Below are 24,282 nucleotides of genomic sequence, written 5' to 3'. Positions count from 1 at the left end.
GGCTTATTGATGAAAAGCTTATTACAGCTATTATCTGACAATAACCCAAAAGATCAAAATGACTTTACTGAGGCAGAAGACAAAAACAGCACATTCATTGATGAAATATTGCTGCTTTTGTCTTCGCGCCCCCGAAGTTACCACATTGATAATATTCCACTGGTTAATGAATCGATCCTTAATTATGGAATCAATGACGCTTTTTCCAGTGATACGCCCCGTCTTGAGCGTAATGCCATTATTCAATCACGTATCGAAATGGCATTACGGCGCTTTGAACCAAGATTGAAAAATGTCTGCGTGACACCCGGGGAAGAAAAGGGAAGTCTTTGCTCATTCATTATTGATGCTGAAACATTCAATGGTGAGGTTCGCTTTCGTCTGGTGTGGGACGATGTCATCAGTCAATTCTCTCTGCGTGATTAACGAGTATTCATAATGTTGGCGAAAAAATTAATTTCTTATTATCAAAATGAACTCGCTTACCTCAAAACGCAGGGAAAGGCATTCGCCCGTCATTTTCCAAAAGTCGCCAGACGCTTAGGAATGTCAGAAGGCACATCAGAAGATCCGCATATTGAACGAATTATTGAGTCCTTTGCGCTGGTCACCGCACAGATTCAGCAACGTCTCGATGAGGATATGCCGGAAGTAACTGATGCGTTACTGACGGTATTGGCTCCGCAATTTCTGCGTCCTTTTCCCTCGGTTTGCGTTGTACAGATGCAGCCGGACAGTAAAATCAGCGCGCTGACAGCCAGTAACCGCATCGATGCCGGAACGACATTATATTCCCGTCCGGTGAACGGGCAAGTTTGCCATTTCCGCACCACGTATCCGGTTACCCTTCAGCCTGTCAGCCTGCATAAAGTCAGTCTGCATCTGGATGCCGATGACATGAGCTGGGGTCTGAAAATTCAGTTGTCAGTCTGGCCGGGTGCCACAGTGTCGGCAGATTCTCTGAGGTTACATCTCAGTGGTGCCAGCCGAATCGTAAATATCCTTTATACCTTGTTGTGCAGTGAAGTTGAGTCACTGACACTTTTCCAGCAGGGGGAGAGTTATACACTGTCACCGCACGCTATTCGCGCCGTGGGTTTCGGTGAAAATGAAGGTCTGCTTGCAGGCGATTCACGGGTTTCACCCACTCACAGCCTGTTACAGGACTATTTTTTCTTCCCGCAAAAATTTCATTTTATTGATATGCCGTTGCCCGCTGGCATGGTGGCGGGCAGTCAGAGCGAGCTTTCACTGGTGGTGAAATTTAACCGCTGCATGATAGCGCGCCAGCTGGAAAAAATAGCCGGTGCGGTGAATGAAAGCCTGTTTCTGCTCAACTGTACGCCTGTTGTCAATCTTTTCGCCCACCGGGCCGAGCCGATTTCGCCCGATCACGAAACGGCAGAATATCCGGTTATCCCTGATATTCGTCATCAGGATGCGATGGAAGTCTGGTCTGTAGACAGCGTGTCGGCAATGCGCAAGCAGGGTAATGAAACACAGTCCCGGCCCATCTATCCGTTGTTTGGTTTAGACCATTCAGCCAGTGACGGTGAAACCGGCTTGTTCTGGCAATGTATGCGACGTGAAACCATGCACAATGATGGCGTCACGACCTCGCTATTTATCGCTTTTTCTGACCGGGGAGAACGTCCGTTAGCGCCCGGCTGCGACATTGTCAGCATGAACCTGACCTGCACCAATCGCGATATTCCCGGTGCCATGCGCAACGGCGATCCTGAGGGGGATTTCGAATCAGAACTGCCGATTGCAGGCATGAAAATTATTGCGCTGACACGCCCGACGCTGCCGGTCAGGCCGCCGGCGAAACAAGCTACGCGCTGGCGTTTGATTTCTCAGCTTTCACTCAACCATATGCTGATCAGTGGACCCGAAGGTGCCCGTGTACTCAGGGAATCACTGGCGCTGTACAACTTTGTCGATAATCCGGGCATTACCCGCCTGATCAACCTGATCCTGCATGTTGAGACTACCCCGGTCATTACCCGGCTGGCGCCTTCGGATCCCCGTTCCATGGCACGGGGAATAGAGATCCGTATTACCTTTGCCAGCGAAGCGGCCGAAGAAGTTGAGTATTTTCTCCTGTGTCGCTTTATCGATTGTTTTCTGGCGTTGTATGCACCGGTCAACAGTTTCACACGGGTAGTCACCTGCATTGACTCACCGGGGGACATTGCACGGACATGGCCTGTGCGTGCAGGAAGGCTGTCATGGATCTAAGCAATATCCTCAGTCCACATAACTTTTTCCAACAGGTGCGTCTGTTGTTACGCAAGCTGACCAGAGCACAGGGAGAAGACAGCAAACGGGTTCTGGAAGAGCAGATTTATTTCATTTCCCCGCTCTCGCTGGATGCGCCGAAAGGCGATATTACGTCGGTCACCCCGCTTGAGCAGCAGCGCTGGCAAGTGGAAGTGGCGGCTCACGGGCTGACGGGGGCACTGGGCGCGTTACCGACGGTTTACACCGAGTGGATGATTGACCGCTATTACCGCCATGGGGACAAAACGGCCAAAGCTTTTCTGGACATTTTTAACCACCGGCTGCACAGCCTGCGCTACCTCGCCTGGCAGAAATATCATTATTACGCCATGGCGGAATTCAGTGCAACACGGCCACTGAGTCAGGCCATCCGTGCATTATCGGGCGTGGCAAACAGCACACCTTCCCTGCAACAGGAGCAGTTTGCTGATTTATTTGCACATTCAGTGCGCTCAATGCTCAACGTTGAAACCTGGTTAAAACACCGTTTTTCCGTGGCGGCGAAAGTCACGCCTTTCACCGGCGGATGGCAGGTTATGGATCCCAGCCTGTGTTGCCGGCTGGGAGAACCGTCACAAACGCTGGCCGTTGCCCCTATGATCGGCAGCGTGTATTGGGACCGGCAATCACATTTTACGGTGACGCTCGGACCGGTGCCGATGAAGAACGCCGGCCTTTTTTTGCCTAAGGGAAAGCACTATCAAAATCTGTGGTCACATTTGCGTGAATACGTGGGTCAGGGTCTGGATTTTGATATTGAGCTGCTGATCGAAAATACAACGAACGTCGCTACCCTGCTGGGAAACGGGCAACTCGGGCTGGATATTTGTCTCGGGCCTTCCGGGGACACAGACCAGCATAAAATTCGTTTACCCGTCTTCCGGGAAGGAAAATAAAAATGTCGAAAACACTAGGGCAAGACAACCGGTTTATCCGTTTCATTGGCGATACCGCCAGTTCACTGGCTCTGATGCATATCGAAGGTGATGAACAGTTCTCCGAGACCTTCAGTTATCAGATTCAGTTTCGCACGTCGTTAATCACCCCGCAGATGGGACGTTTTTTGGGGCATGAAATGGCCTGTGAGATTGGCCGTGGTAACCAAAAGCGCTACGTGCACGGTGTGCTGACACAGATTAAAGAAGACAATAATATCGATGGCATCAGCACCTTCATCGGTACGCTGGAACCGCGTATGGCGTTACTGCGTCTCGGGCGTAATCTGGCAGTTTTCCAGAATATTACCGTACCGGATTTAGTCTGCAAACTGCTGCGCCAGCACAACATCAGCCACATTGATTTACGCCTGCGGGAGACTTACCAGCCGCGCGAATACTGCATCCAATATCGAGAATCTGATTTCGACTTCATCAGCCGTCTTCTCGAACAGGAAGGCATCTATTACTTCTTCCAGCATGATGCAGGGCAGCACACCTTGGTACTGGCGGATCACCCGTCCAGCCATCAGTCGGGCAAAACGGCAGAATTGCCCTTTATGCCACTGCAAGGGCGAGGCAATGGCGTGGGTATCCTGAACTGGGTGGCATGTTCTTCACTGGCGGCCTCTTCCGTGATGCTCAATGGTTTTAACATGGTGCAGGCGACCCGTGTTGAAGGCGAATCGAAAGCCGCGGCGGCGGAATATTCCGTGCCGGGTGTCAGCTATGTTGATGCGCACGGTCATGAAAAACGCGAATTACTGCAATCAGAAGCCCGGCTGAAGATGGAGCAACTCGAGGCAGATAACCAACAATTCCACGCCGAGGCCAGCGTGTGGTGGTTAAGTTGCGGCGATAAATTCCTTCTGAGCGGACATCCTTCTTGTCAGGGACACTACCTTATCAAATCGGTTCATATGCATGCATCGAGCAACATTGATGACGGGCAACCTGATTTTGGCTACACGCTCACGGTACTGAAGGACAACCTTTCCTGGCGTCCGCCGTGCCTCACCAGAAAACCTGAAATCGCCGGCATTCTGACTGCCATCGTGGTCGGGCCTGAATCAGAAGAGGTCCACACGGATGAATATGGCCGCATTAAAATTCAGTTCCCGTGGGATCGTGAAAACAAACATGACGATGGCAGTTCCTGCTGGGTGCGGGTTTCACAGCCGTGGGCAGGCGGGCGATTTGGTGCCATGTTCCTGCCTCGCGTCAACAGTGAGGTTACCGTCAGCTTTGTGCATGGCAACCCTGATTATCCCCTGGTGACCGGCTCGGTATACAACGGACAGAATAAACCCCCGCTGAGCCTGCCTGAGGAGAAAAATCATGCCGGATTCGTTTCACGCAGTTCCCTCAACGGTAATGTTGAAGAAGGGCATGAATTGCGTTTCGACGATAAAAAAGGCGAAGAGCGTCTGATCATTACCTCACAAAAAGATTTGCTGCTGACGGTGAAAAACGACGTCACCACGTGTATTACCAAAAACGTCACCAAAACCATTGGTGAGAACCGTACTACCGAGTTAACCAAAGGTAATGAAAGCCTGACGCTTAAACAGGGTGATTATGCCCTGGACATTAAAGGCAATCTGCAGGAAAGCCTGACCAGTGGTAACCATCAGCTAAAAATCAGTGGCGGTGGCAGTACGGTCAAAGCGGACAAAGCTTGCGTCATTGAATCCACCCAGTCTATCGAATTAAAAGTCGGTAGCAGCAAAATCACCCTTTCTCCTTCCGGCATTACGCTGAGCGGCACCACGATCAAAATTGAAGGGAAGGGGACGGCAGAACTTAAAGGCGCGATGGTCACTGTTCAGGGGAGTGGTATGACCCAGATCAAGGGCGGCGTGACGAAGATTGGCTGAGGAAATGAATAACATGAAAGAGAAATTGCTCACGCCGGAAGCGCTTGCTGCTTACAACCCGCTGCAAAACGGCGCAGAAAATGCCGCGCAGCTGATGATGGCAGGCCGTTGGGAAGATGCGCTGGCAAGCGTGGTTGCTGATGTTGCACAGAAGAAACTGCTGGCGTGGACGCTGCAACAAGCGCTGAGTCGCCCTGAATCTCAGGAACCTGCGGTGCGGCAATGCGCCAGTGAAATCCATCAGTGGCTGGCAGAGCCTGAGGATGACCGGCGTTTCCGTATTTTCCAGCAGGCAGAGCTGCTCGGTTTTGATACCCCGGTTGGTGCGCTCGGCTTATCCGTGTTCTGGATGCAAGGCAGCATGACCCCGGCAGAGTTCGAGGCGGTGTATCCCGAACCTCATTTATCTCACCTGATGCTCCATTGCGCGCTGAAATTGCTCAGTGTAGGGATAGCGGGAGAAGACGCCCCCCTGAAGGGCGCTCAGAATTTGCTTTCTGAGTGGCACGCTACCCGGGGAGGTGACTGATGGGAAAGCCCGCTGCCCGCGTTGGTGATATGCATGTTTGCCCGATGGTGACCCCCGGCCTCCCCCCGATCCCACACGTTGGCGGGCCGGTTACCACACCCGGTACGCCCACGGTGTTTATCGGAGGCATGCCCGCCGCGACCCTGGGATCGATGGCTGTATGCGTAGGACCACCGGATACGGTTGTCATGGGCAGCACGAAAGTGCTGATTGGCAATAAACCTGCCGCGAGGATGGGCGACAGCACCGCGCATGGCGGAACCCTTGTTGCGGGTTGTCCGACCGTACTGATTTCATAGAGTGTATTGAAATGATAATGAATTTTGAGCCATTGCTCGCCCCGGTCAGTGACGAACAGCCCGCTGGCCGCAATATGGAATATGAGCCGATCTATAACGAAATCCGTGAGGCGCGGGAAAGCGATCCTGATTATTTGCCGCAGGGAGAATGGGCTACTCAATTGCGTAAAGCCGACTGGAGCAAAGTCATCCGCTTAAGCTCGCAAGTGTTACAGAAAGAAAGCAAGGATTTGCAGGTCGCCTGCTGGCTGACCGAAGGCCTTGGACAGCAACATGGGATCAGCGGCTTGCTGGACGGTATCGGTTTCCTGATAGCGTTTATGCAAACTTACTGGCAAAAGGGCTGGCCGGAGCTGGATGAAGACGGCGTGATGATCCGCCATGGCATGCTCAATCGTGTGGACCGTCAGCTGGCGCAGATGCTGCATTGTCATCCTCTGTTTGGGCAGCCGGAAAGCACGCTCGATCACTGGCGTAAGGTGCTCGCCTATGAACACCGGGTGACGATGAAACCAGACAGCGCTGCCGAACGGGGCGGTGACGATGATTTCTCTATGGATACCTTCAACCGCTGGGCCGCGACACTGGATCCGCAGAAAGTCGCCGCGCAAAACGAGGTATTAGCCCGACTGGTGACCACGCTGGATACGTTTGAGGTCCTCTATGGTCAGCTGAATCCGCAGGCAGATTCTCTGGCGATGGGGCAGTTGCGCAGCGCAACCGCTGAAATTCAGGAGTATCTGAAACGTCTGTTTGACCGTGCAGCACCGGCTTATGACGATGTGATGACTCTTAACGTATTAACGCCGGAAGAAGATGAACAGAATACTGGCGTCAGTTCACTCATGAATAACACTCAGAAACAAACGATGTCACGGGATCTGGCCATCAGTCAGATGCTGACCATTGCCCATTTTTTTCGTCAGACCGAACCGTCAAGCCCCGTCCCTTTCCTGATGGAGCGAGCGGCGCGTTGGGCTGCCATGACGTTGACCGAATGGCTGGAAGAGATGTTGCAGGATGACAGCAGCATGCGTGATATCAACAACGTACTGAAAGGGCACGGCAGAGAATGAGGGGGAAAATGAGACTGACCGGGCTGGTGCTCGGCGTCATGCTGCTGGCAGGTTGTACATCAGATGATGGGCAAAGCCAACAGAAGGCGATCAGCGAAGTGGCTGCGCCTTTCGCCAGCGGCGCTATTACCCTGCAACTGCGGGCTGAACCCGGGCTGAACAGCCTGAATGATATGGCCAACAGCTGTACGGTATTACTGCTACAAGCTAAGGATAAACCGACGCTGGATAAGATGCTGGATAACCCTGCAACACTGAAAAGTTTGTTTGCCGGTGCAGGCAGTGAAGGCGATGTTTTGCAGGTGGATCGTTACGTCATGATGCCGGGACAAACCAACACGTTGCATATCGATCGCGCCCGGGATACCCGCAATGTGGCGCTGGTTGCGGGCTATTATCCGTTTCCGGTGAAGAAACACATGGTCAGCACAGAGGTGCCGGTGGATGTGGAAAGCACAGGCTGGTGGGAACCCGTCTGGCATGCGCATTTAGCGCCGGTCACGCTCTCCGTCACCTTAGGCAGTGAAAGCATTGTCAGTTCAGATATCCCCGTAGCCGGAGAGAAAAAATAATGTATCCAGAACAACAGCAGATCTACTGGCATTCCGGGCTTTATCTGCAACCGCAGCATTTTCAGTCAATTGACCTGCATTATGAATGGAACCTCGCGGAGCATTTGCGTCTGGCGCAGCCTTATAATTACGGGCTGATTGAGGTCAGCATCAATGAAGCAGCACTGAGCGATTATGTCATCAGTGTCGAGCAGTTCCGTTGTATTTTGCCCGGTGGTACCTTGCTGTCACAGCCCGGTAATAGCCGCGTTGAACAACGTAACTTCCGTGATTTCTGGAAACAGCGCGATCAGCCTCTGACCCTATGGCTGGCTTTGCGCCGTTTCGATCCGCTGCACAGCAATGTCACCACATTGGAAAGAGAGCATGATCGTGCTGTCACGCGTTGGATCAATACCAGCGAAGAGCGGGTGATGAAAGACGTCTATGATCATGCGCCGGACGCTGCAGTGGCCCGCCTGTGCTACAACGTCAGATTGCTGACGGACGTTGAAAAAGATGATGCTGTTGATTGCGAATGCATTCCTCTCACCCGGCTGCGTTATGAAAACGAAAGGGTGTCCCTCGATCCGACATTCTCGCCACCCTCCGTGACGCTTTTTGGATCATTCAGCCTCGGCAAGCTGATAGACACTATTTATTTTGAACTGAGTGCGCGGGCCAGAAAGCTTGAAGAATACAAACGCTCAGAGCGGCTGGTCAGCGATGCCGACCGTGGCGATCAGGTAACACAATTGTTAGCTATGCGCTCCCTTAACCGGGTGCTACCGCAACTGAAAAATTTCTGTCAGGCGCGTCAGGTTCATCCGTGGCATATCTACAATATGTTATGCCAGCTTGTCGGCGAACTCTCCTCATTCAATGACAGCTGCTCCTTTCTGGGAGAGTGGCATGACGGCGAAAATTCGCTGCAAACCTACAATCATCATCAATTGCTGGATTGTTTCGAGAGTGCCCGTAAGACGCTGATCACCCTGCTGAACAGTCTGGTACTTGAAGATAACACGTACATCACGCTGGAAAACGATCTTCAGGGCGTGTTCACCGGCAGCTTTGACAGTGCGCAGAGTAAAAATGCCGAATCAGTACTGCTGCTGTTACGTTCTGCCAATATGCCGATGGAAAATCGTCAGATCAAAAATCCGGGCGGTATCAAACTGGCCTCGCCAAAAATGATTGAACTGCTGATCCAGCATGCTCTTCCGGGCATTCCGGTAATACATTGTCCACAGCCTCCGCGTGGTGTGCCAAACCGCAGCGATTCACATTATTTCCTGGTCGAGCAGGACAGTGAATTGTGGAACAAAGCCCGCCAGCACAGCAAAATTTCCTTCTACTGGCCTGATATGCCGGAAGATCTTCAGGTACAGATTATATTTGTGGTGCCCTCATGATGAGTTTGCTGAATTGTTATTTACCGTTGTTTCGTTATGTGACGGCATTTTTTATTAATCCGCAGGAATATCCGGATTACAGTGCATTTCGCGAAAAAAGCATTTCCTTATTACAACAGGCGCTGCTTGAGTCAGAACGTCATCATGAATCCGCAGAATGTCAGGATGCTTATTTCGCGGTGGTGCTTTGGGTGGATGAGCGGGTACTACGATCCCGCGCGGACTGGGTGAAAGAATGGCGAAGCAATCTGCTGCAGAAATATTATTTTGATATTTCTGTGGGGGGCGAAGCATTTTTCGAAAGGCTGGATGGAACGGATAAAAACAATATTCCACTGAGAATGGTGTATCTGTTTTGTCTGCTGATGGGCTTCCACGGAAAATATACCGCACAGGATGCACAGCTTTTGCAGCAACGCATCGAAGATGAGCGGCAGTGCTTGCCGCAAGCCTGGCGACAGTGGCCGAACGATGCCTTGCTGGTTGAACAGGAGGCTGGCGGCGATGATAAAAATAAAACGATAGTGAAAAAGCTCCGCCAGCGTAAGGGTTTGTTGCTCTCACTGCCTGTGATCACCTATTTAGTGATTTTGTCCACCGGCTTAGGAATATTTTCCAGGTAAACCACTATGTTTAAAAAATTACTTTCCTTTGTCGCATGGACACTATTTCTGTGCCTGTTATTTATTGTTTGCGTCGTAATGTCTGTTGCTTTGGGACAGACTCTTTTGCATGCATTAATACTCTGGCTGATATTGATTCTCGTCGTTTTATTTTCCCGGTTTATCTGGGGTTCGGTTTCCGGTATTGCCCAGGTAAAATATATCTCCTCCCTGAAGTCAAAATTTAAACTCACCCGGCTGGAATATGTTTTATTCGAACACTGGAAAACCGGTGCTGCAGTCATTAAGCGCATCAGAAGACGCAAACAACCGCTCCCCTGGTTTGTACTGACTGGCGGACGAAGCGGTAAAACGACGCTGATGGCCGGGGCAGGATTGCCGCTGTTTTCCAATGAGCCTGAAAGCTCCCTGGTGGTACCGACACGGACCTTACGCTGGTGGTTTTTTCGCTCTGTGGGTTTTCTCGATCTCTCCAGCCATTTTCTGAGTAAAACGCCAGCCTTCGAGCGAGGCTGGTTACGTCTGGTGAACTGGTGTGCCCGCCTGCCGGCGCCAGCTGGCATCGTGGTGTGTGTGTCGGTCAGTGAGTTGCTCGAAAAAGATGACGCCGAACTGCATCTGCATGCGCGGCATATCCGTACGCAGATTGAACCTCTGGTCAGTAAAGTCAGACGCCGCCTGCCGGTATACCTGTTTATCACCTGCTGTGATCGGGTACCGGGTTTCAGCAACTGGGCCCATAAACTTTCCGCCGCACAGCGGGAGCAACCGCTCGGTTACTACTGGCGCTATTCCCCTATCGTCGATGGGAAAGATCCGGCCTTGCTGGACCCGCTGTTTACCTGTGTGAAAGACGGGCTGGATAAAGTCCGTGTCAGCATGCTTTCCGGCGGTGAACCGGATGGCGACACGTTGGCGCTGATGGATTTTCCGGAGCAACTGCCCCAATTGCAACCCGCACTGCAACGTTACCTGGCTGCCTTGTGTGAGCCGGACGTTTATTTTCAACCCGCGGCGCTGGGTGGCATCTGGTTTACTGCCACCGAACCCGTCAGCAAAAACAGTGCTTCACGTCAGGCTTTCTTTATCCATGACCTGATGACGCGGTTATTGCCAGCACTCAGCCGTCAGCGTGAAATTGAACCTGTCGGTTTTGGCCGTCGTTATCTGCACAAATGGGGCGCGATGACATTCAGTGCGCTGGCGATCACTTATCTGCTGATTGGTGGTTATTTCACCCGTTGCCTTACTGAGGGTACGCCGGCACAAATGGATGTCGCGGCGCAGGTTCAGCAGCTTGAGAACATCGAAAACTGGCATACGCATCCGCTGAAATATTTTCCTTTTGTCCCCGTTCTCAACCATCGTCATGCGCAGCTTGAGGCCAGCATTCTTGCTGCATCTGTACGCGATAAAGTGAATCTGAATGAGATAGCCGATAATTACCAGCGGCAGTTTACAGATGCCGTTCCACAGCAAAAACGCGTAATGATTCTGGACCTGGCAAGGACGCTTATCACCAAACAGGCCATGTGGGAAAAACAGCCCGTCAGTGAGCTGATGAAACAGGCACCGGTTCCGGCGGCGCTCAGCATGACGGGGGCGACGGTGCCTTTATCACATCAGCAGGACGTGGTGCTGCAACGGGCGCTGCTACAGCTGCCGGAAGGGGGCCAGCAACTGACGGTATTGCGTGAATTGCTGGGCCGTCTGGTCAACAGTGATCCACAGATGGCATGGCTGATAGCCCCTTCAGACGATCTGATGCCGGTGAGTGTGACGGATTTCCTGCCCTCTTCTGAGGACATAACGCAGGTCAGCGGTCTGTGGACCCTGCAGGGCACTGCGCAAATTCAGGGCTGGCTGGAGGATATCCGCCGTGCAGGGGGTGAGCAGGTTCCGATGCCTGAACTGGCAGCCTTTGAACAGCGCTTGCCTGACCTGCGTCAGACGCAATGGATGACGTTGATGCTGGCGATGAACCGGCAAGCCGCCCCTGTGCTGACCAGTGAACAGTGGCAAACCGCGTTGATTGCAATCGACCAGGGTAACAGCCCGTCGATGAAATTTGCCCGTTATGTGAATGAACAACTCGGGGATATCAGCACTCAGGATGCCGCGCTATGGTTGCGCGAGCTACGCCGGTTGAATCAGTTACAAACCATGTCGGCACAGGGCGCGCGGGTTCCGCACATCAGCAAAATCCAGCAATTCATTCAGAAGAAAATTTCAGTGTTGCTGAAAACCGACAGCAAAACGCTGACACCGGTGCTTTCCGATCTCAATGTGAAAAACTGGAGTGCCTGGAAAACCAGCCTGAATGCGGCGGTTTCGGATGTATTTGCCACTCCGAAAAGCAGCGATCGCCTGACCCGCGGGTTGTTCCAGACCGGTGCGGCGGGAGACAGCAATCCTTTACAACTGCTGGACAGCCGTTTCAACGTGCTGCGTAAAAGCTTATCTGCTGAACGGGACGATTTTGCCACCAACGCGGTCTGGACGCTCTATCAGAACGATGCACACTGGCTGGTTGCACATGCTATGCAGCGTTCTGCCTGCTGGCTTGAGCAACAGTGGAAAAGCCGGGTGCTATGGCCGATGGAAAATAACGCCAGCCGTCTGGAATATGAGGAGCAACAGGATCTGGCATGGCAATACCTGTCTGATTTTATCCGCGGGCCGGCAAAAAGTGTGCTGGTGGTTGAAGACAACGGGCCAAAAGCAGGCGAGTTTAACGGACAGACGCCGGGGCTGACGCCGGAATTTCTGCGAATGGTCAATCATGTTCTGCGTCCGGATGATGTGCTGGCGATGCCTGAACGTGAAAATACCCGCAATGACGATGCACTGGCCTCGCTGAAAGATGAACAAACCGATCTGGAGTCACAGATGGCGGAACTGGAAGCTAAACCGCTGGAACTGACCCTCAAAAGCCTGCCAGCCACCATTCCGGGCGGAGCACGACTGATGCCGGTGGGCACCCGCCTGACGCTGTTTTGTGATGAGCAGCAGTGGAAGCTAAACAGCATGAACTTCAGCGAGCAGGCGACATTCCGCTGGCGTCCTGGTCACTGTAGCCGCGCCACACTGATGATCAATTTCCCCGGTTTTGACCTGACTTATGAATATTTCGGAGACGCCGCCTGGCCGGATTTTCTGCACGATATTTCAGACGGGCAACGCCGCTTTAAAGCGGAGGATTTTCCTGATGAATCCGCGCAACTGGCAGTTCTGGGCATCAGGGAAGTCATGGTGCGTTATCAGTCCGGTCCACAGAACGCCCTCCAGGAACGCTGGCAACAGTGGCTGGCACTCAGTCAGGCGCTGAATGTTAATGCCCAGGCTCAGCAGGAGGCCAGCAGCAGAAAAGCGGAAAAAAAACGACCAACGGCATTGAAGAGCGCGTTCTCACAACTGCCTGTCCGTATCACCGAATGTCACTGAATGCCTGATTCAGGGCACGATTGTAAAAATTAAACGGGATTATTTATGGGTAATTACCTGAAGAAGATTGTTGAGAAAATGAATGTCGAAGCCCGTGAGTGCCTTGACGCTGCGATCAGCCTTGCCGTCAGCCGTACGCATCACGAGGTAGACATTGAGCATTTACTGCTTGCACTGGTGACCCGTAATCCTGCGCTGATTGAGCAACTCTGCCTGGATGCGGGCCTGCGTGGCGATACGCTGATTGATGCGCTGAAAATCAGCCTCAATCATCTGCGTAGCGGCAATACCCGTAGTCCGGTATTGTCAGAATTGCTGGTCGAACATCTGGAGAAGTCCTGGCTGCATGCCAGTGCCTGTTGGCAGCAAACAGAACTGCCGGTACAGGCCTTACTGGGTAGCCTGATTACCAGTGAAAAAGACAATCAGAACCCCCTGTCACCCGCCTTACAACAGGCACTACTGTGTCAGGCTGAACGTGCTGACCGGTTGTTGCATGATGCCTGCAGACCGGAACAGGCCACGAATCATCCTGCTGCGCCCCGTCACACCGCTGATTCAGCGGTGATGAAATTCACCCGAAACCTGACTGAAGAGGCGCGTCATTCGGCGCTGGACCCTGCGCTGGGGCGAGAGCAGGAAATTCGTCAATTGATCGACGTGCTGTTACGCCGCCGCCAGAACAATCCTGTGCTGACGGGTGAACCGGGCGTGGGAAAAACAGCTCTGGTTGAAGGACTGGCGCAACGGATTGTGGACGGCACCGTACCGCAAGCGTTGAGGGAAATGGAAATTTTGTCGCTGGATATGGGATTGCTGCAGGCCGGTGCCAGCGTAAAAGGCGAATTTGAAAACCGTCTGCAAACCTTGCTGCGTGAAGTAAAAGAGTACCCGTCTGCGGTTATTCTGTTTATTGATGAGGCGCATACGCTGATTGGCGCTGGCGGTCAGGCAGGGCAAAATGATGCCGCAAACCTGCTTAAACCGGCGCTGGCGCGCGGGGAAATGCGCGTGGTGGCAGCTACCACCTGGGCTGAATACAAAAAATACTTTGAGAAGGATGCCGCGCTGGCGCGTCGTTTTCAGGTGATCAAAGTGGCAGAACCTGATGAAGAGACCGCCACCGCTATGCTGCGGTCGCTGAAACCGGCACTCAGCAAACATCATGGCGTACAGATCCTCGAAAGCGCGCTGGTGGCTGCTGTTCGTCTCTCCAGCCGTTATATTTCTGGCCGCCAGTTGCCGGACAAATCCATAAGCCTGCTGGATACTGCCTGCGCCCGTGTGGCGATTTCTCAGTGCCATGAGCCCAAAGAGATCGAAGATCTCAATGCGATGATCAGCAACATTCACACTGAACGGGAAAGTCTGCTGAAAGAGGGCGATAACCACCCGCGGATAAAATGGCTGGATCAGCGGGAAAGCGAACTGACGCAAAATCTGGAGGCATTGCTGCCGGTCTGGCATCAGCAACAACACATCGTGGCGCAGATTAATCGTATTGAGGATGTGACGCAGATTGCCGCATTGCGCGCACAACTCGCTGAGATGCATAAAGATCAGGCGCTGGTGTATGACTGTGTGGATGCGACCTGTGTCGCAGATGTGATTGCCGGATGGACCGGCATCCCGCTGGGCCGGATGATGGAAAAAGAACAGCAACAACTCGGCGATCTGGTCGCACGTCTGGAGAGCCGGGTGATCGGGCAATCCCATGCATTAGCGGATATTGCGCAGCAAATCCGCATCGGTCGCGCCAATCTCGCGGATCCGGTTAAGCCCACCGGCGTCTTTATGCTGGCCGGGCCTTCCGGCGTTGGCAAAACAGAAACGGCGCTGGCCTTGTCGGAACTGCTTTTCGGCGGTGAGCAAAGTTTAATTACCATCAATATGTCTGAATATCAGGAAGCTCATTCAGTGTCTGGCCTGAAAGGTTCCCCGCCCGGGTATGTGGGTTATGGACAGGGCGGAGTGCTGACCGAGGCGGTACGTCGTCGGCCGTACAGTGTAGTCCTGCTCGATGAGGTGGAGAAAGCCCATCCGGATGTGATGGAAATTTTCTATCAGGTATTTGATAAAGGTGTGATGGAAGACGCCGAAGGCCAACTGATCAATTTCCGTAATACCTTGATTATTCTGACCAGTAATCTGGCAAGCGATCGGGTGATGGCTGCCTGCGCTGCCGGAAACAACGATCAGAAAGCACTGACGGCACTCCTGCGGCCTGAATTCGATCAATATTTCCGTCCTGCACTGATGGGACGCCTGCAACTGATCCCTTATCTGCCTGTCGTGGGTGAAACACTGGCAAAAATCATCCGTCTCAAAATCGATAAAGTGTGTAAACGTTTCAGCCGTGCGGGTGAAGGTAACTCCTCCCTGAGCTACAGCGAAAAAGTGGTGGATTTCATCGCCAGCCGTTGCCAGGTCGAGCAAAGCGGGGCCCGCGAAATTGATGCCGTGCTGAACCGGGAGTTACTGCCACTCCTCACCGACCGTTTACTGGCGGTTGAGAGTAAAGCCGATATCCGCCTGCAACTTGGCGTCAGTAAAGGTCAGCTCACATTGTCCAGACAGCCTGCCGCGAAAAATTCAGTGGCTAAACAACCTGTCTGAACGGCAGGAAGAGGATAATCATGAAAAACAGGGTGAATTTACGCGCGTTAAAAATTAACGGCCATGATCCGCGTCTCAGCAAATCGTTTCTGTTGCTGAGCAGTGAGCTGAGCCATCTGAGCGGAAATCTGCCGGCAAAACTGGACTGGCATCTGCTGGAAGAGCGTTGTTTTCAGCTTTTTCATGAATATGGTTATGATCTGCAAAGCGGCATGTGGTTTTGTCTCATCAGTCTGCGACTTAAAAGCTGGAAAGGACTGGCGCTGGCGCTCGAACTGCTGTCAACGGCGTTTACTCACAACAGCCAGCGTTGCTGGCCGCCGGTGACTGCCGTTCAACAGCGTCAGCAACTGATCGACTGGTTCAATGCCAATGTGGCGACACATATCTATACGCTGGAGTACGGGCCGGAAAACAGTGGTGAGATGCGTCAGGTAGAGAGAAGCATTGGTGTTTTGTGCAGTCAGTCAAAAAACCTGCAGTCACGCAGCCATGATTCACTCAATAACCTGCATTATTTCCTGCAAGTCCGCTGCCGTTCCGTGCCGTATCCTGTTCCACCCAAAGTGGCGAAAATCTTGCCGGTTGCGGAGGAAAATACACCGCAACCCGTCAATGAGAAGAAAGCAACGCAGGCGGTGGCCGACATGATATCCGCTGCCGAACCACCAGAAATACAACTGGCTCCTGAACCGCGTCCGCGTCCGTTATTGTGGGCATCGGGGGGAATGGCGGCGGGTATAGCGGTTTGTGTCGTGGCAGTAGCGCTCTGGTCTTCATCACAAACACTAAGCTTGAGTGAAAAGCTGAGTTTGCCCTTAATGGCGTTACAACATAGTGAACGTCAGTTGAATGATGCCTGGGAGAATGCTCCTGCATCTGACCTGAATGCACAAAAAGAGGCGGTGTTAGCCCATGCCGCACCGGTTCTGTCGTGGATCAGTGAGCAACCCGCAGATATGCTGCTGCGTCAGGGCGAGATATTATCCGACCATCTGGAAAAGGTGTATCCGGATAATGAATACAGCGCGCAATGGCGTCGTACTTTACAGGAAAAAGCAGGTGATATTCCGGCGCTCGATGGTTATGTGCTGGCTAACAAACATCTTGATGAACTTGAAGCCCGGCTGCTGAATGCTGAAAAGAAGCACAGTCAATATATGACCGTATCGGAGTTGAAAACGGCGGTATATCAAATTCGTCAGGATTTGCAACGCAATGGTACCAGCGCGGAAACACTATTGTGGACGATCGGGCAGGATAAGGAAAATCATCGGGAAGTGAATCCGGCCTTGTTAAAACAATTTACACAAAGAGTTGATGCATTGAATGCGTACCGTTTCGGAGTTAAATAATGGCCTGATTATTGACATTTTTTTATTTACTTCCCTGCGCATTATTTTTCACGGAAAACAGGTAACAAGTTATTTTTCCAAGGGTAACTTTATAAGCAATGCCATGCCACTACGCCAGTTAAACCAGAAGTTTGTCTTACAATGCTATCAATAAGGATATGATGATGCATCCAGCTGAAGAAAGATTGAAAACCCTTTTACCCTTTATCATTATCAATGCTAAACAGCAGATTTATATTGCTCTCAAGGCACTGGGAAGAAGTAAATTATCAGATGACACCAAAAAAATCTTAAAAGAATTATTGAATGAAGATAGTTCTGCCACAGTGAAAAAACTGATCCATTCGGTGGATAAGATTAAAAGAAAGATGGCGAATTTATCACCAGAACACTTTGATCTTGCAGAAGAATTGTATGAGTCCGGAGGAGATACGATCGGGTACGTTAAAGCTACTGATGCAAAAGATTTCAAGAATGGTATCAATAAAAAATATATCGCCTTGTCTTATATACGTACCGGTCGCATGCATGTTGATGATATTTCGGCAACAGTTATTCATGAGTTGAGTCATCTGATCCTTAATACTGAAGATTATGCCTATTCTATCTGTATGGATAAGCAGGCACCGGGTTTGTTCACTCCGTGGTCGGTTAAAGAACTGCATACTTATGCCAGAGGAAAAAACAGCGTTCCTCTGAATAATGCTGAAACTCTGTCAAGAATTATATTGCTGATATATTATTCTGAAAGTAATTTACCCGCACATAAAAAAGCATATAGTTTATACTGGGAATCCGGAAGTAATAAAATATTAGCATTCCACCGTATGGAACCCGGCCAAAACCCAAGAATAAACAGCCCTGAACTCACAAGAAAATCTCATGCGTTACGTGTTATTGGTGGGCATATGGTGATTTGATCTGTAGTTTGGTTAAAAATAAAAAGTTGGAATATTTCGGATGTTTTCCGTGCTGATCTGGACGGGGTATTAATACCCCGGACGATAGATTTGCTGAATGCTGCTTATCTGTTAGGGAATGATTATGTCATCTACGTTACGAATATTATTAATGAGATAAGGTTAAGTTTATTGAAAATATTTAATCAGGTAACGATTATGCGGGACCTTGAAAGTCTTGGTCTTAAAACCAAGGAGAATATGTTTTCATGGGAGGAAAATGCTGAAGTTCATCCGCATCTGAAAGCATCTTATCCTTATGGGATGGGTAAGGATAACAACTTTAATAAATTAGCCGGGTACTGCTGGCAGGTATATAAAAAATCAAAATTCACCTACGGTTCAATGCGTATTGGCAGAGCCAGTGATTTATGGAAACCTGAGATTTTGGCAAAGTATTGTATAGCTAAAGGTGATAATTTATGGGCTAAACATACCCGGGGAAATGTTTTGGTCATGGATAAGTGGGTCGCCACTGTTAATGATGCCTGGGTGTTGGGGGGGAATACACAGATATGCTGATTTTCATCTTATGTCTTATCTATCGCCCGGGAATTTGTGGAATTATGAATGCGCTTACCATATCGTAACAGCCAGAGAAATATTAGGGTTGCTCAGTTTCGGCTATGAAATGACCCGGCAATCCAACACCATTATTCTCAAATGTATGAGACGGGATCTTGCTTCGAACGCTGATCTGCGCGCTTACGCATCCCTTATGAAAAAAGAAGCCGCTCTGGGGACCTCATCAATTAATAAGTTATTAACTGAACCTGTGAAAGGTTTATACCGAGATATTATCCAAAACCCCGCACGCAGATAGAGTCCTGGTAGTCTGTAGACATGTAGGCCATGTTTGTAAGTGAATACCTGATATATAAGACAATAATGAATGTAACCGTTTCATATTGGGCCTGAGATCCTCCCGCGAAGCAGCTATACTCTTTTGGTGGGACGACCAACGTCGTCCCCGGAAATTGTGAAGCCACTCATGAAGCAAACAAAAAATAAATCATCGCTGCTGACTGTAACAGTGGCTTGTATCGGTGTCGTGTATGGCGATATTGGTACCAGCCCGTTGTATACCCTACGTGAATGCCTGACCGGACAGGCGGGCATTACCATGACACAAAGCTCTCTCTTCGGTTTTTTGTCCTTAATTTTCTGGCTGCTGATGCTGGTGGTTTCCGTCAAATACATCAGTTTTGTGATGCGCGCCGACAATGGCGGTGAGGGCGGGATCCTGACCCTGATGGCACTGGCGATCCGCAATCTCAATCCGCGTTGGATCCCCTTCATTATGTTTATCGGGCTGGTTGGCGGCAGCTTTTTCTATGGTGATGGTGTTATCACGCCCGCCATCTCGGTGCTTTCGGCTATTGAAGGGCTGGAAATTATTGAGCCGTCATTAGACCGCTTTATCATTCCATTTTCCATTGCCGTCCTGACGCTGCTGTTTTTTATTCAGAAAAATGGTACCGGCAGCGTAGGGAAAATTTTCGCTCCGGTGATGGTTATATGGTTTCTCACCCTCGGGGCGCTGGGTATCAGCGGGATCGTGCATAATCCGCAAGTATTGCAGGCGCTCAATCCTTACTGGGCGATGCATTTCTTTGTGGAATTTAAAACAGTCTCTTTTTTCGCGCTCGGTATGGTGGTGCTTTCAGTTACCGGCGGCGAAGCGCTTTATGCAGATATGGGGCATTTTGGTAAGAAACCCATCCGCATCGCCTGGTTTATACTGGTCGGGCCCTCGCTGGTGATGAATTATTTCGGGCAGGGTGCGTTATTACTCAGCGAGCCTGAGACCATTAAGAATCCGTTTTTCCTGCTGGCACCTGACTGGGCGCTCGTTCCGCTATTAGTGCTGGCCACGCTGGCGACCGTTATTGCCTCACAGGCGGTGATTTCGGGGGTGTTCTCCCTGACGCGTCAGGCTGTGCGCATGGGCTATTTGCCTCCTATGCGCATTATTTACACCTCGGATGTGGAGTCCGGTCAGATCTACATTCCGGTTGTCAACTGGCTGCTGTATTTCGCCGTACTGATTGCGATCGTCAGCTTCCGGCATTCCAGCAACCTCGCCTCGGCGTATGGCATTGTAGTCACCGGTACGATGGTGATCACGTCTGTGTTGATCGGCATTGTGATGATCAAAAATTGGGGATGGAAACGTTGGGCAGGTGGCCTGGTGATTATGGCGATGCTGCTGATTGATGTGCCGTTGTTTGCTGCCAACCTGAGCAAACTTTTCTCGGGGGGCTGGCTGCCGGTAACAATTGGTGTGGCTATTCTGGTGATTATGCTGACCTGGAAAACGGAACGTTCGCGGTTGTTGCGCCGCCTGCGTCAGGATCCGGAAGCGCTGGAGGCGCTGATTACCTCACTTGAAAAATCGCCGCCACAACGGGTGCCGGGAACGGCTGTAGTCATGTCGCGCGGGCAATATGAAGTGCCGCTGGTGTTGCTGCACAACCTCAAACACAACAAGATTCTGCATGAGCGCGTGGTGCTGCTGACCATCGTAACGGAAGATGTACCCTATGTGCATAACGTCCAGCGGGTCATTATCGAGCAACTTTCACCGGCATTCTGGCGGGTTATTGCCCGTTATGGCTGGAGGGAGAAGCCGAATGTGACAGATATCCTTTATCGCTGCGGACTGGAAGGGCTTAAAAGCAACATGAATGAAACCTCATTTTTCATGTCGCGTGACACGTTTATTCTTGGTGAACCGCGTCCGTGGTACCTGAAGGCGCGCGGAAAACTGTTCCAGGTATTGCAGCGAAACTCACTACGCGCGCCGGAACATTATCATATTCCGCCAAACCGGGTGATTGAACTGGGTGCGGTAGTGAAATTCTGAGGAAAGTCACCACCGGTGCATCAGGCACCGGCAGTAGAAACCGGGTTAAGCTTGAGGAGTAGAAGTAAGATCAGTGATGACAGGCGTTGCAGAACCTTGCGTTGCTTGTGATGTCTGCGACTGAGTGGTCGGTGTCAGTTCGGTAACTTGCGGCGTTTGGGTTTGCTGAGTTGTCACCGGCGCAGCAGGCGTTGCGGCTTGCGTTTGCTGAGTTGTCACCGGCGCGGCAGGCGTTGCGGCTTGCGTTTGCTGAGTTGTCACCGGCGCGGCAGGCGTTGCCGCTTGCGTTTGCTGAGTTGTCACCGGCGCGGCAGGCGTTGCCGCTTGCGTTTGCTGAGTTGTCACCGGCGCGGCAGGCGTTGCCGCTTGCGTTTGCTGAGTTGTTACCGGTGCAGCAGGTGTTGCGGCTTGCGTTTGCTGAGGGGTTACCGGCGCAGCAGGCGTTGCGGCTTGCGTCTGTTCTGCTGTGACAGGATCTTCAATTTGTTTCGGCATGCTCGGAACGGGTTCTGCCGGAATCGATTCTGATTTAGGCTTAGGAACCGGTGTTGAGGCACGGACGAGGAAGGTAGGTTTAAGGTTTGCAACAGAATAGGTCACGTGGCTTATCGCATCCCGGGATGTTGCAACGTCGACAGGCGAAATGGTCACGCGGCCAATCAGTGAACGCGCATAACCGCCAACTTTATGTTTACCCTCAGGAAGTTGTACTTCCATGCTCTCACCAATTCCAAGAGCACCGGCATCTTTACCATCAATGGTCACATACAGTTTGGTACCATCATCGGTTTTCGTCGGGATGTGCGTTACGGTCACCCGTGTGGAGCCAAAATCGAAAGCCGGTGCCTGATCGGCGGTTTTCGATTTTGCACATCCTGTCAGGGTTAAAACAGCTGCCACGGCAACCAGGGTGAAACGATAACTCATAATGCGACGTCTTCCTTTAAGGGATTTTTGTGATCTGCGTATCAATATACCCGATCTGCGGTCAGAGATGAATGCGCATGCCGGGAACTCAGAGGAGTCCGTTATCCGTTTTACTGACGAAATCACTGATCATCTCCGCCCAACGCGGTTAACTTCGCCCGCCCTCATCATAACCGGTATGCTGAATTTTGCCCCGCCAGACAGTAAAAACCATTGGAAAAGACCTTACAGAGGTCACCTGAAGGAGAACTTTCGGTTGAAGCGCTTCGTTGAATTGGGTATTTTCATGTAAATCAAGAGCATAAAATAACAGTTACGCCGAAGGCATTAATTTTCACCGGGTGCCTGCCTGCTTTCTTTCTTGTGATGAGGTTAGTCATGCATAAATTCCATTCTTATTGTATTTCAGCCTCGGGGGAAGAAAGGGGGGAAGGAAATTTTGACGCCCGCTTCCCTTACTGGAGTTTCACCAAAACCGCGATAGCGATTTGCGCACTGAAGCTTTGTGAACGCGGTATCTTGCAACCTGACAGCCCTGTCGACGGTGCAGCGTATACGCTGCGGCAACTGCTTAACCACACAGCCGGATTGCCGGATTACGGCACGCTGAAAGCCTATCACGACGCCGTCGCCGCCGGTGAGCAACCCTGGGATCGTCAAACATTGCTCAGTGCCGCCCTGGCTCAGGGTATGCTGTTTGCACCCGGCGAAGGCTGGTCCTATTCCAATGTAGGTTACATGCTGGTACGTGAGCAGATTGAAGCCGCGTCTGGCCTGGATCTTGCGCAACTTGTCGCAGAGATTATCTCAACACCACTCGGGCTTAACAGCATTTCTTTTGTCACCACACGCGAACAATTTGCCCAACTACACTGTGAGGCTGCCGGAAAGTACCATCCGGGCTGGGTGTATCATGGCTGTCTGGCAGGGAATGTGCGGGACGCCGCCCGATTATTGCACGACTTATTCACCGGAAAACTCCTCAGCGCCGCATGGCTTGCCGAAATGCGGGTGACATATCCGCTCGGGGGCGCTCTTGAGGGCCGGCCGTGGACGGCATGCGGCTACGCGCTCGGATTGATGAAGGGCGCTATGGGAAAGGCCGGGCGCTCAGCCGGTCACTCCGGCGGCGGCCCGTCGTGTGTCAATGCGGTCTATCATTTCCCCGATCTCAGCGAACCGGTGAGCGGCGCCTGCTTTACTGACGGACATGACGAAGGGGAAGCCGAGACAGAACTCGTCAGACTTGTGCAAAACGTCAGATAAAGTGGGGAGGGTATTCATACCTGGGGTTCATGACTGTAAATACACAGTTTATTACCATCGGCATCGCGGAAATACGCGCCATAATAATCCGCATGGTAATGCGGGCGTAAACCCGGTGCCCCTTCGTCCGTTGCGCCATGGGCAATCGCGTATGCATAGATCCGGTCTACAGCCTGACGTGACGTTGCCAGTAAGGCCGCCTCCACTTTGTGCTAAATTACCCCTCATTCTTACCCGTATCCCCGAGGCAATATGTTTACTCCGCTCAACCGTACTACCCGTGAAATGAAGATCAATAATGTGGTGATGGTCACTAATGCATTGAAATCACTGGGCTCGGCGACAAAAGCGGATTTGGCGGTTGCCACCGGACTGAGTATTGCGACATGTGGCGCGGTGCTTAATGAACTGAGTCTGCGTCATGAAGTCATGGCGCTGGAAATGGAGGTTTCACGTGGCGGGCGTCCGGCGCAGCGCTATGCATATAACCCGGATTTCTTTTCCGTACTGAGCCTGTACGCGCAGGGCAGTGATGCGGCAGCGCAGATTATCTGGTCGGTAAATTCAGCCACAGGTGAAAGCCTGGCTCAGGGCGAGGTACGCTTTTTGCCGCTGACGCTGGCAAGGTTTTATCAGCAGATCGAATCCCTGCTGGCAGATTACCCGAATATCAAAGCGCTGGGCGTAGGATTGCCGGGTGTAGTGGTGAAAGGCACCGTTGCAACCTGTGATATCACTGCGTTTGCTGGCGTTGCCATTGAGCAACAGTTGCGTGAGCGGCTTGGTCTGTACGTACAGGTTGATAATGACATGAACTACACCGCCTGGGGATTTTACCGCAGCAGTTGTGCGGGCGTTACCGCGCCGGTGGCCTACGTTTTTAAACCGGATGTCCCGTGTCTCGGATGTGGAATGGTGATTAATGGCCAGGTGTTGCAGGGCGCGAGCCAGTTTGCCGGTGAGGTCTCCAATCTGCCGTTTGAACACATGAACACGCTGCCGGTCGCGGAGGAAATGGCCAAAGTGATTGTGTCACTGACGGCAATTATCAACCCGGCTACCATTGCGCTATCCGGCCCTAAAATCAGCACCGCGCTGATGCCGCAGCTGGCTGAACTTTGCCGGCAGTATATTCCTGTTCAACATATGCCTGAGCTGATTTACCGGCCTTCCATGCGTCAGGATTATCTGCGAGGCATCACTGAACTGACCTTGCATAATTATAATTTGCACGTCGCTTTCGGCGAGTGATCCGCATTGA

General features: G+C 51.6%; 20 protein-coding genes. 18 read left to right on the top strand and 2 right to left on the bottom strand.

All coding sequences use genetic code 11. The features are described from left to right. Positions 1 to 9 precede the first annotated feature (9 nt). The 16 genes from J1781_RS15375 (at position 10) to kup (ending at position 20,828) form a co-directional block, all read left to right on the top strand. Positions 10 to 426, top strand: coding sequence for a GPW/gp25 family protein (locus J1781_RS15375; protein WP_217219101.1), 417 nt, complete (start codon positions 10 to 12; stop codon positions 424 to 426). A 12-nt stretch (positions 427 to 438) separates the two neighbouring features. Continuing rightward, entirely contained in the window at positions 439 to 2,241 is a 1,803-nt protein-coding gene (gene tssF / locus J1781_RS15370; protein WP_129990975.1) for a type VI secretion system baseplate subunit TssF, read from the top strand. After that, positions 2,232 to 3,179: a type VI secretion system baseplate subunit TssG gene (gene tssG / locus J1781_RS15365; protein WP_129953640.1), complete on the top strand. Its 948-nt coding sequence runs from the start codon at positions 2,232 to 2,234 to the stop codon at positions 3,177 to 3,179. The genes tssF and tssG overlap by 10 nt, the downstream gene beginning before the upstream one ends. Before the next feature lie 2 nt (positions 3,180 to 3,181). After that, a complete protein-coding gene (locus tag J1781_RS15360; RefSeq protein ID WP_217233838.1) occupies positions 3,182 to 5,095 on the top strand; it encodes a type VI secretion system Vgr family protein in 1,914 nt (637 codons plus the stop codon). 13 nt (positions 5,096 to 5,108) lie between these two features. Continuing rightward, positions 5,109 to 5,624: a DUF6931 family protein gene (locus tag J1781_RS15355; protein ID WP_217138861.1), complete on the top strand. Its 516-nt coding sequence runs from the start codon at positions 5,109 to 5,111 to the stop codon at positions 5,622 to 5,624. Continuing rightward, positions 5,624 to 5,923, top strand: coding sequence for a PAAR domain-containing contractile injection system baseplate protein (locus J1781_RS15350; protein WP_217219099.1), 300 nt, complete (start codon positions 5,624 to 5,626; stop codon positions 5,921 to 5,923). Before J1781_RS15355 ends, J1781_RS15350 begins: the two co-directional genes overlap by 1 nt. An 11-nt stretch (positions 5,924 to 5,934) precedes the next feature. Beyond that, positions 5,935 to 6,999, top strand: coding sequence for a type VI secretion system protein TssA (gene tssA / locus J1781_RS15345; protein ID WP_217233837.1), 1,065 nt, complete (start codon positions 5,935 to 5,937; stop codon positions 6,997 to 6,999). A gap of 8 nt (positions 7,000 to 7,007) precedes the next feature. Next, positions 7,008 to 7,571, top strand: a complete 564-nt coding sequence (locus J1781_RS15340; protein WP_238483115.1) for a type VI secretion lipoprotein TssJ — start codon at positions 7,008 to 7,010, stop codon at positions 7,569 to 7,571. After that, positions 7,571 to 8,965 (top strand): type VI secretion system baseplate subunit TssK, encoded by a 1,395-nt coding sequence (tssK, locus tag J1781_RS15335; RefSeq protein ID WP_217138865.1) that lies wholly within the window; start codon positions 7,571 to 7,573, stop codon positions 8,963 to 8,965. Before J1781_RS15340 ends, tssK begins: the two co-directional genes overlap by 1 nt. Further along, entirely contained in the window at positions 8,962 to 9,588 is a 627-nt protein-coding gene (locus J1781_RS15330; RefSeq protein ID WP_217233836.1) for a DotU family type IV/VI secretion system protein, read from the top strand. Before tssK ends, J1781_RS15330 begins: the two co-directional genes overlap by 4 nt. A 6-nt stretch (positions 9,589 to 9,594) precedes the next feature. Continuing rightward, positions 9,595 to 13,032, top strand: a complete 3,438-nt coding sequence (locus tag J1781_RS15325) for a type VI secretion system protein (RefSeq protein ID WP_217233835.1) — start codon at positions 9,595 to 9,597, stop codon at positions 13,030 to 13,032. A 45-nt stretch (positions 13,033 to 13,077) separates the two neighbouring features. Further along, complete coding sequence (tssH, locus tag J1781_RS15320; RefSeq protein ID WP_129953631.1) at positions 13,078 to 15,648, top strand: type VI secretion system ATPase TssH; 2,571 nt, start codon at positions 13,078 to 13,080, stop codon at positions 15,646 to 15,648. Positions 15,649 to 15,668: 20 nt separating this feature from the next. After that, complete coding sequence (locus J1781_RS15315) at positions 15,669 to 17,003, top strand: VasL domain-containing protein (RefSeq protein WP_129953630.1); 1,335 nt, start codon at positions 15,669 to 15,671, stop codon at positions 17,001 to 17,003. 158 nt (positions 17,004 to 17,161) lie between these two features. Then, positions 17,162 to 17,923 carry a M35 family metalloendopeptidase gene (locus tag J1781_RS15310; protein ID WP_238483557.1) on the top strand — a complete coding sequence of 254 codons (762 nt, stop codon included), beginning with the start codon at positions 17,162 to 17,164 and terminating at the stop codon, positions 17,921 to 17,923. Positions 17,924 to 18,013: 90 nt separating this feature from the next. Continuing rightward, positions 18,014 to 18,484, top strand: coding sequence for a hypothetical protein (locus J1781_RS15305; RefSeq protein ID WP_217233834.1), 471 nt, complete (start codon positions 18,014 to 18,016; stop codon positions 18,482 to 18,484). A 469-nt stretch (positions 18,485 to 18,953) separates the two neighbouring features. Then, positions 18,954 to 20,828 carry a low affinity potassium transporter Kup gene (gene kup, locus J1781_RS15300; protein ID WP_129953628.1) on the top strand — a complete coding sequence of 625 codons (1,875 nt, stop codon included), beginning with the start codon at positions 18,954 to 18,956 and terminating at the stop codon, positions 20,826 to 20,828. 45 nt (positions 20,829 to 20,873) lie between these two features. Here the strand turns inward: kup and J1781_RS15295 are convergent, their stop codons facing one another. Then, complete coding sequence (locus J1781_RS15295; RefSeq protein WP_217233833.1) at positions 20,874 to 21,755, bottom strand: hypothetical protein; 882 nt, start codon at positions 21,753 to 21,755, stop codon at positions 20,874 to 20,876. A gap of 378 nt (positions 21,756 to 22,133) precedes the next feature. Here J1781_RS15295 and J1781_RS15290 point away from each other — a divergent pair, with 378 nt between their 5' ends. Next, positions 22,134 to 23,021: a serine hydrolase domain-containing protein gene (locus tag J1781_RS15290; RefSeq protein ID WP_217233832.1), complete on the top strand. Its 888-nt coding sequence runs from the start codon at positions 22,134 to 22,136 to the stop codon at positions 23,019 to 23,021. 14 nt (positions 23,022 to 23,035) lie between these two features. Here J1781_RS15290 and J1781_RS15285 read toward each other — a convergent pair whose 3' ends face one another. Beyond that, complete coding sequence (locus J1781_RS15285; RefSeq protein ID WP_129953625.1) at positions 23,036 to 23,227, bottom strand: VOC family protein; 192 nt, start codon at positions 23,225 to 23,227, stop codon at positions 23,036 to 23,038. 46 nt (positions 23,228 to 23,273) lie between these two features. Between J1781_RS15285 and J1781_RS15280 the strand changes: the two genes are divergently transcribed. Further along, entirely contained in the window at positions 23,274 to 24,272 is a 999-nt protein-coding gene (locus J1781_RS15280) for an ROK family protein (protein WP_129953624.1), read from the top strand. The last annotated feature ends 10 nt before the right edge of the window (positions 24,273 to 24,282 follow it).

It is taken from the genome of Rahnella perminowiae (genome assembly GCF_019049695.1).
Taxonomy (GTDB): domain Bacteria; phylum Pseudomonadota; class Gammaproteobacteria; order Enterobacterales; family Enterobacteriaceae; genus Rahnella; species Rahnella perminowiae.
The sequence above is the reverse complement of the archived record's forward strand: the minus strand, read 5'-3'. Positions and strand labels throughout refer to the sequence as shown.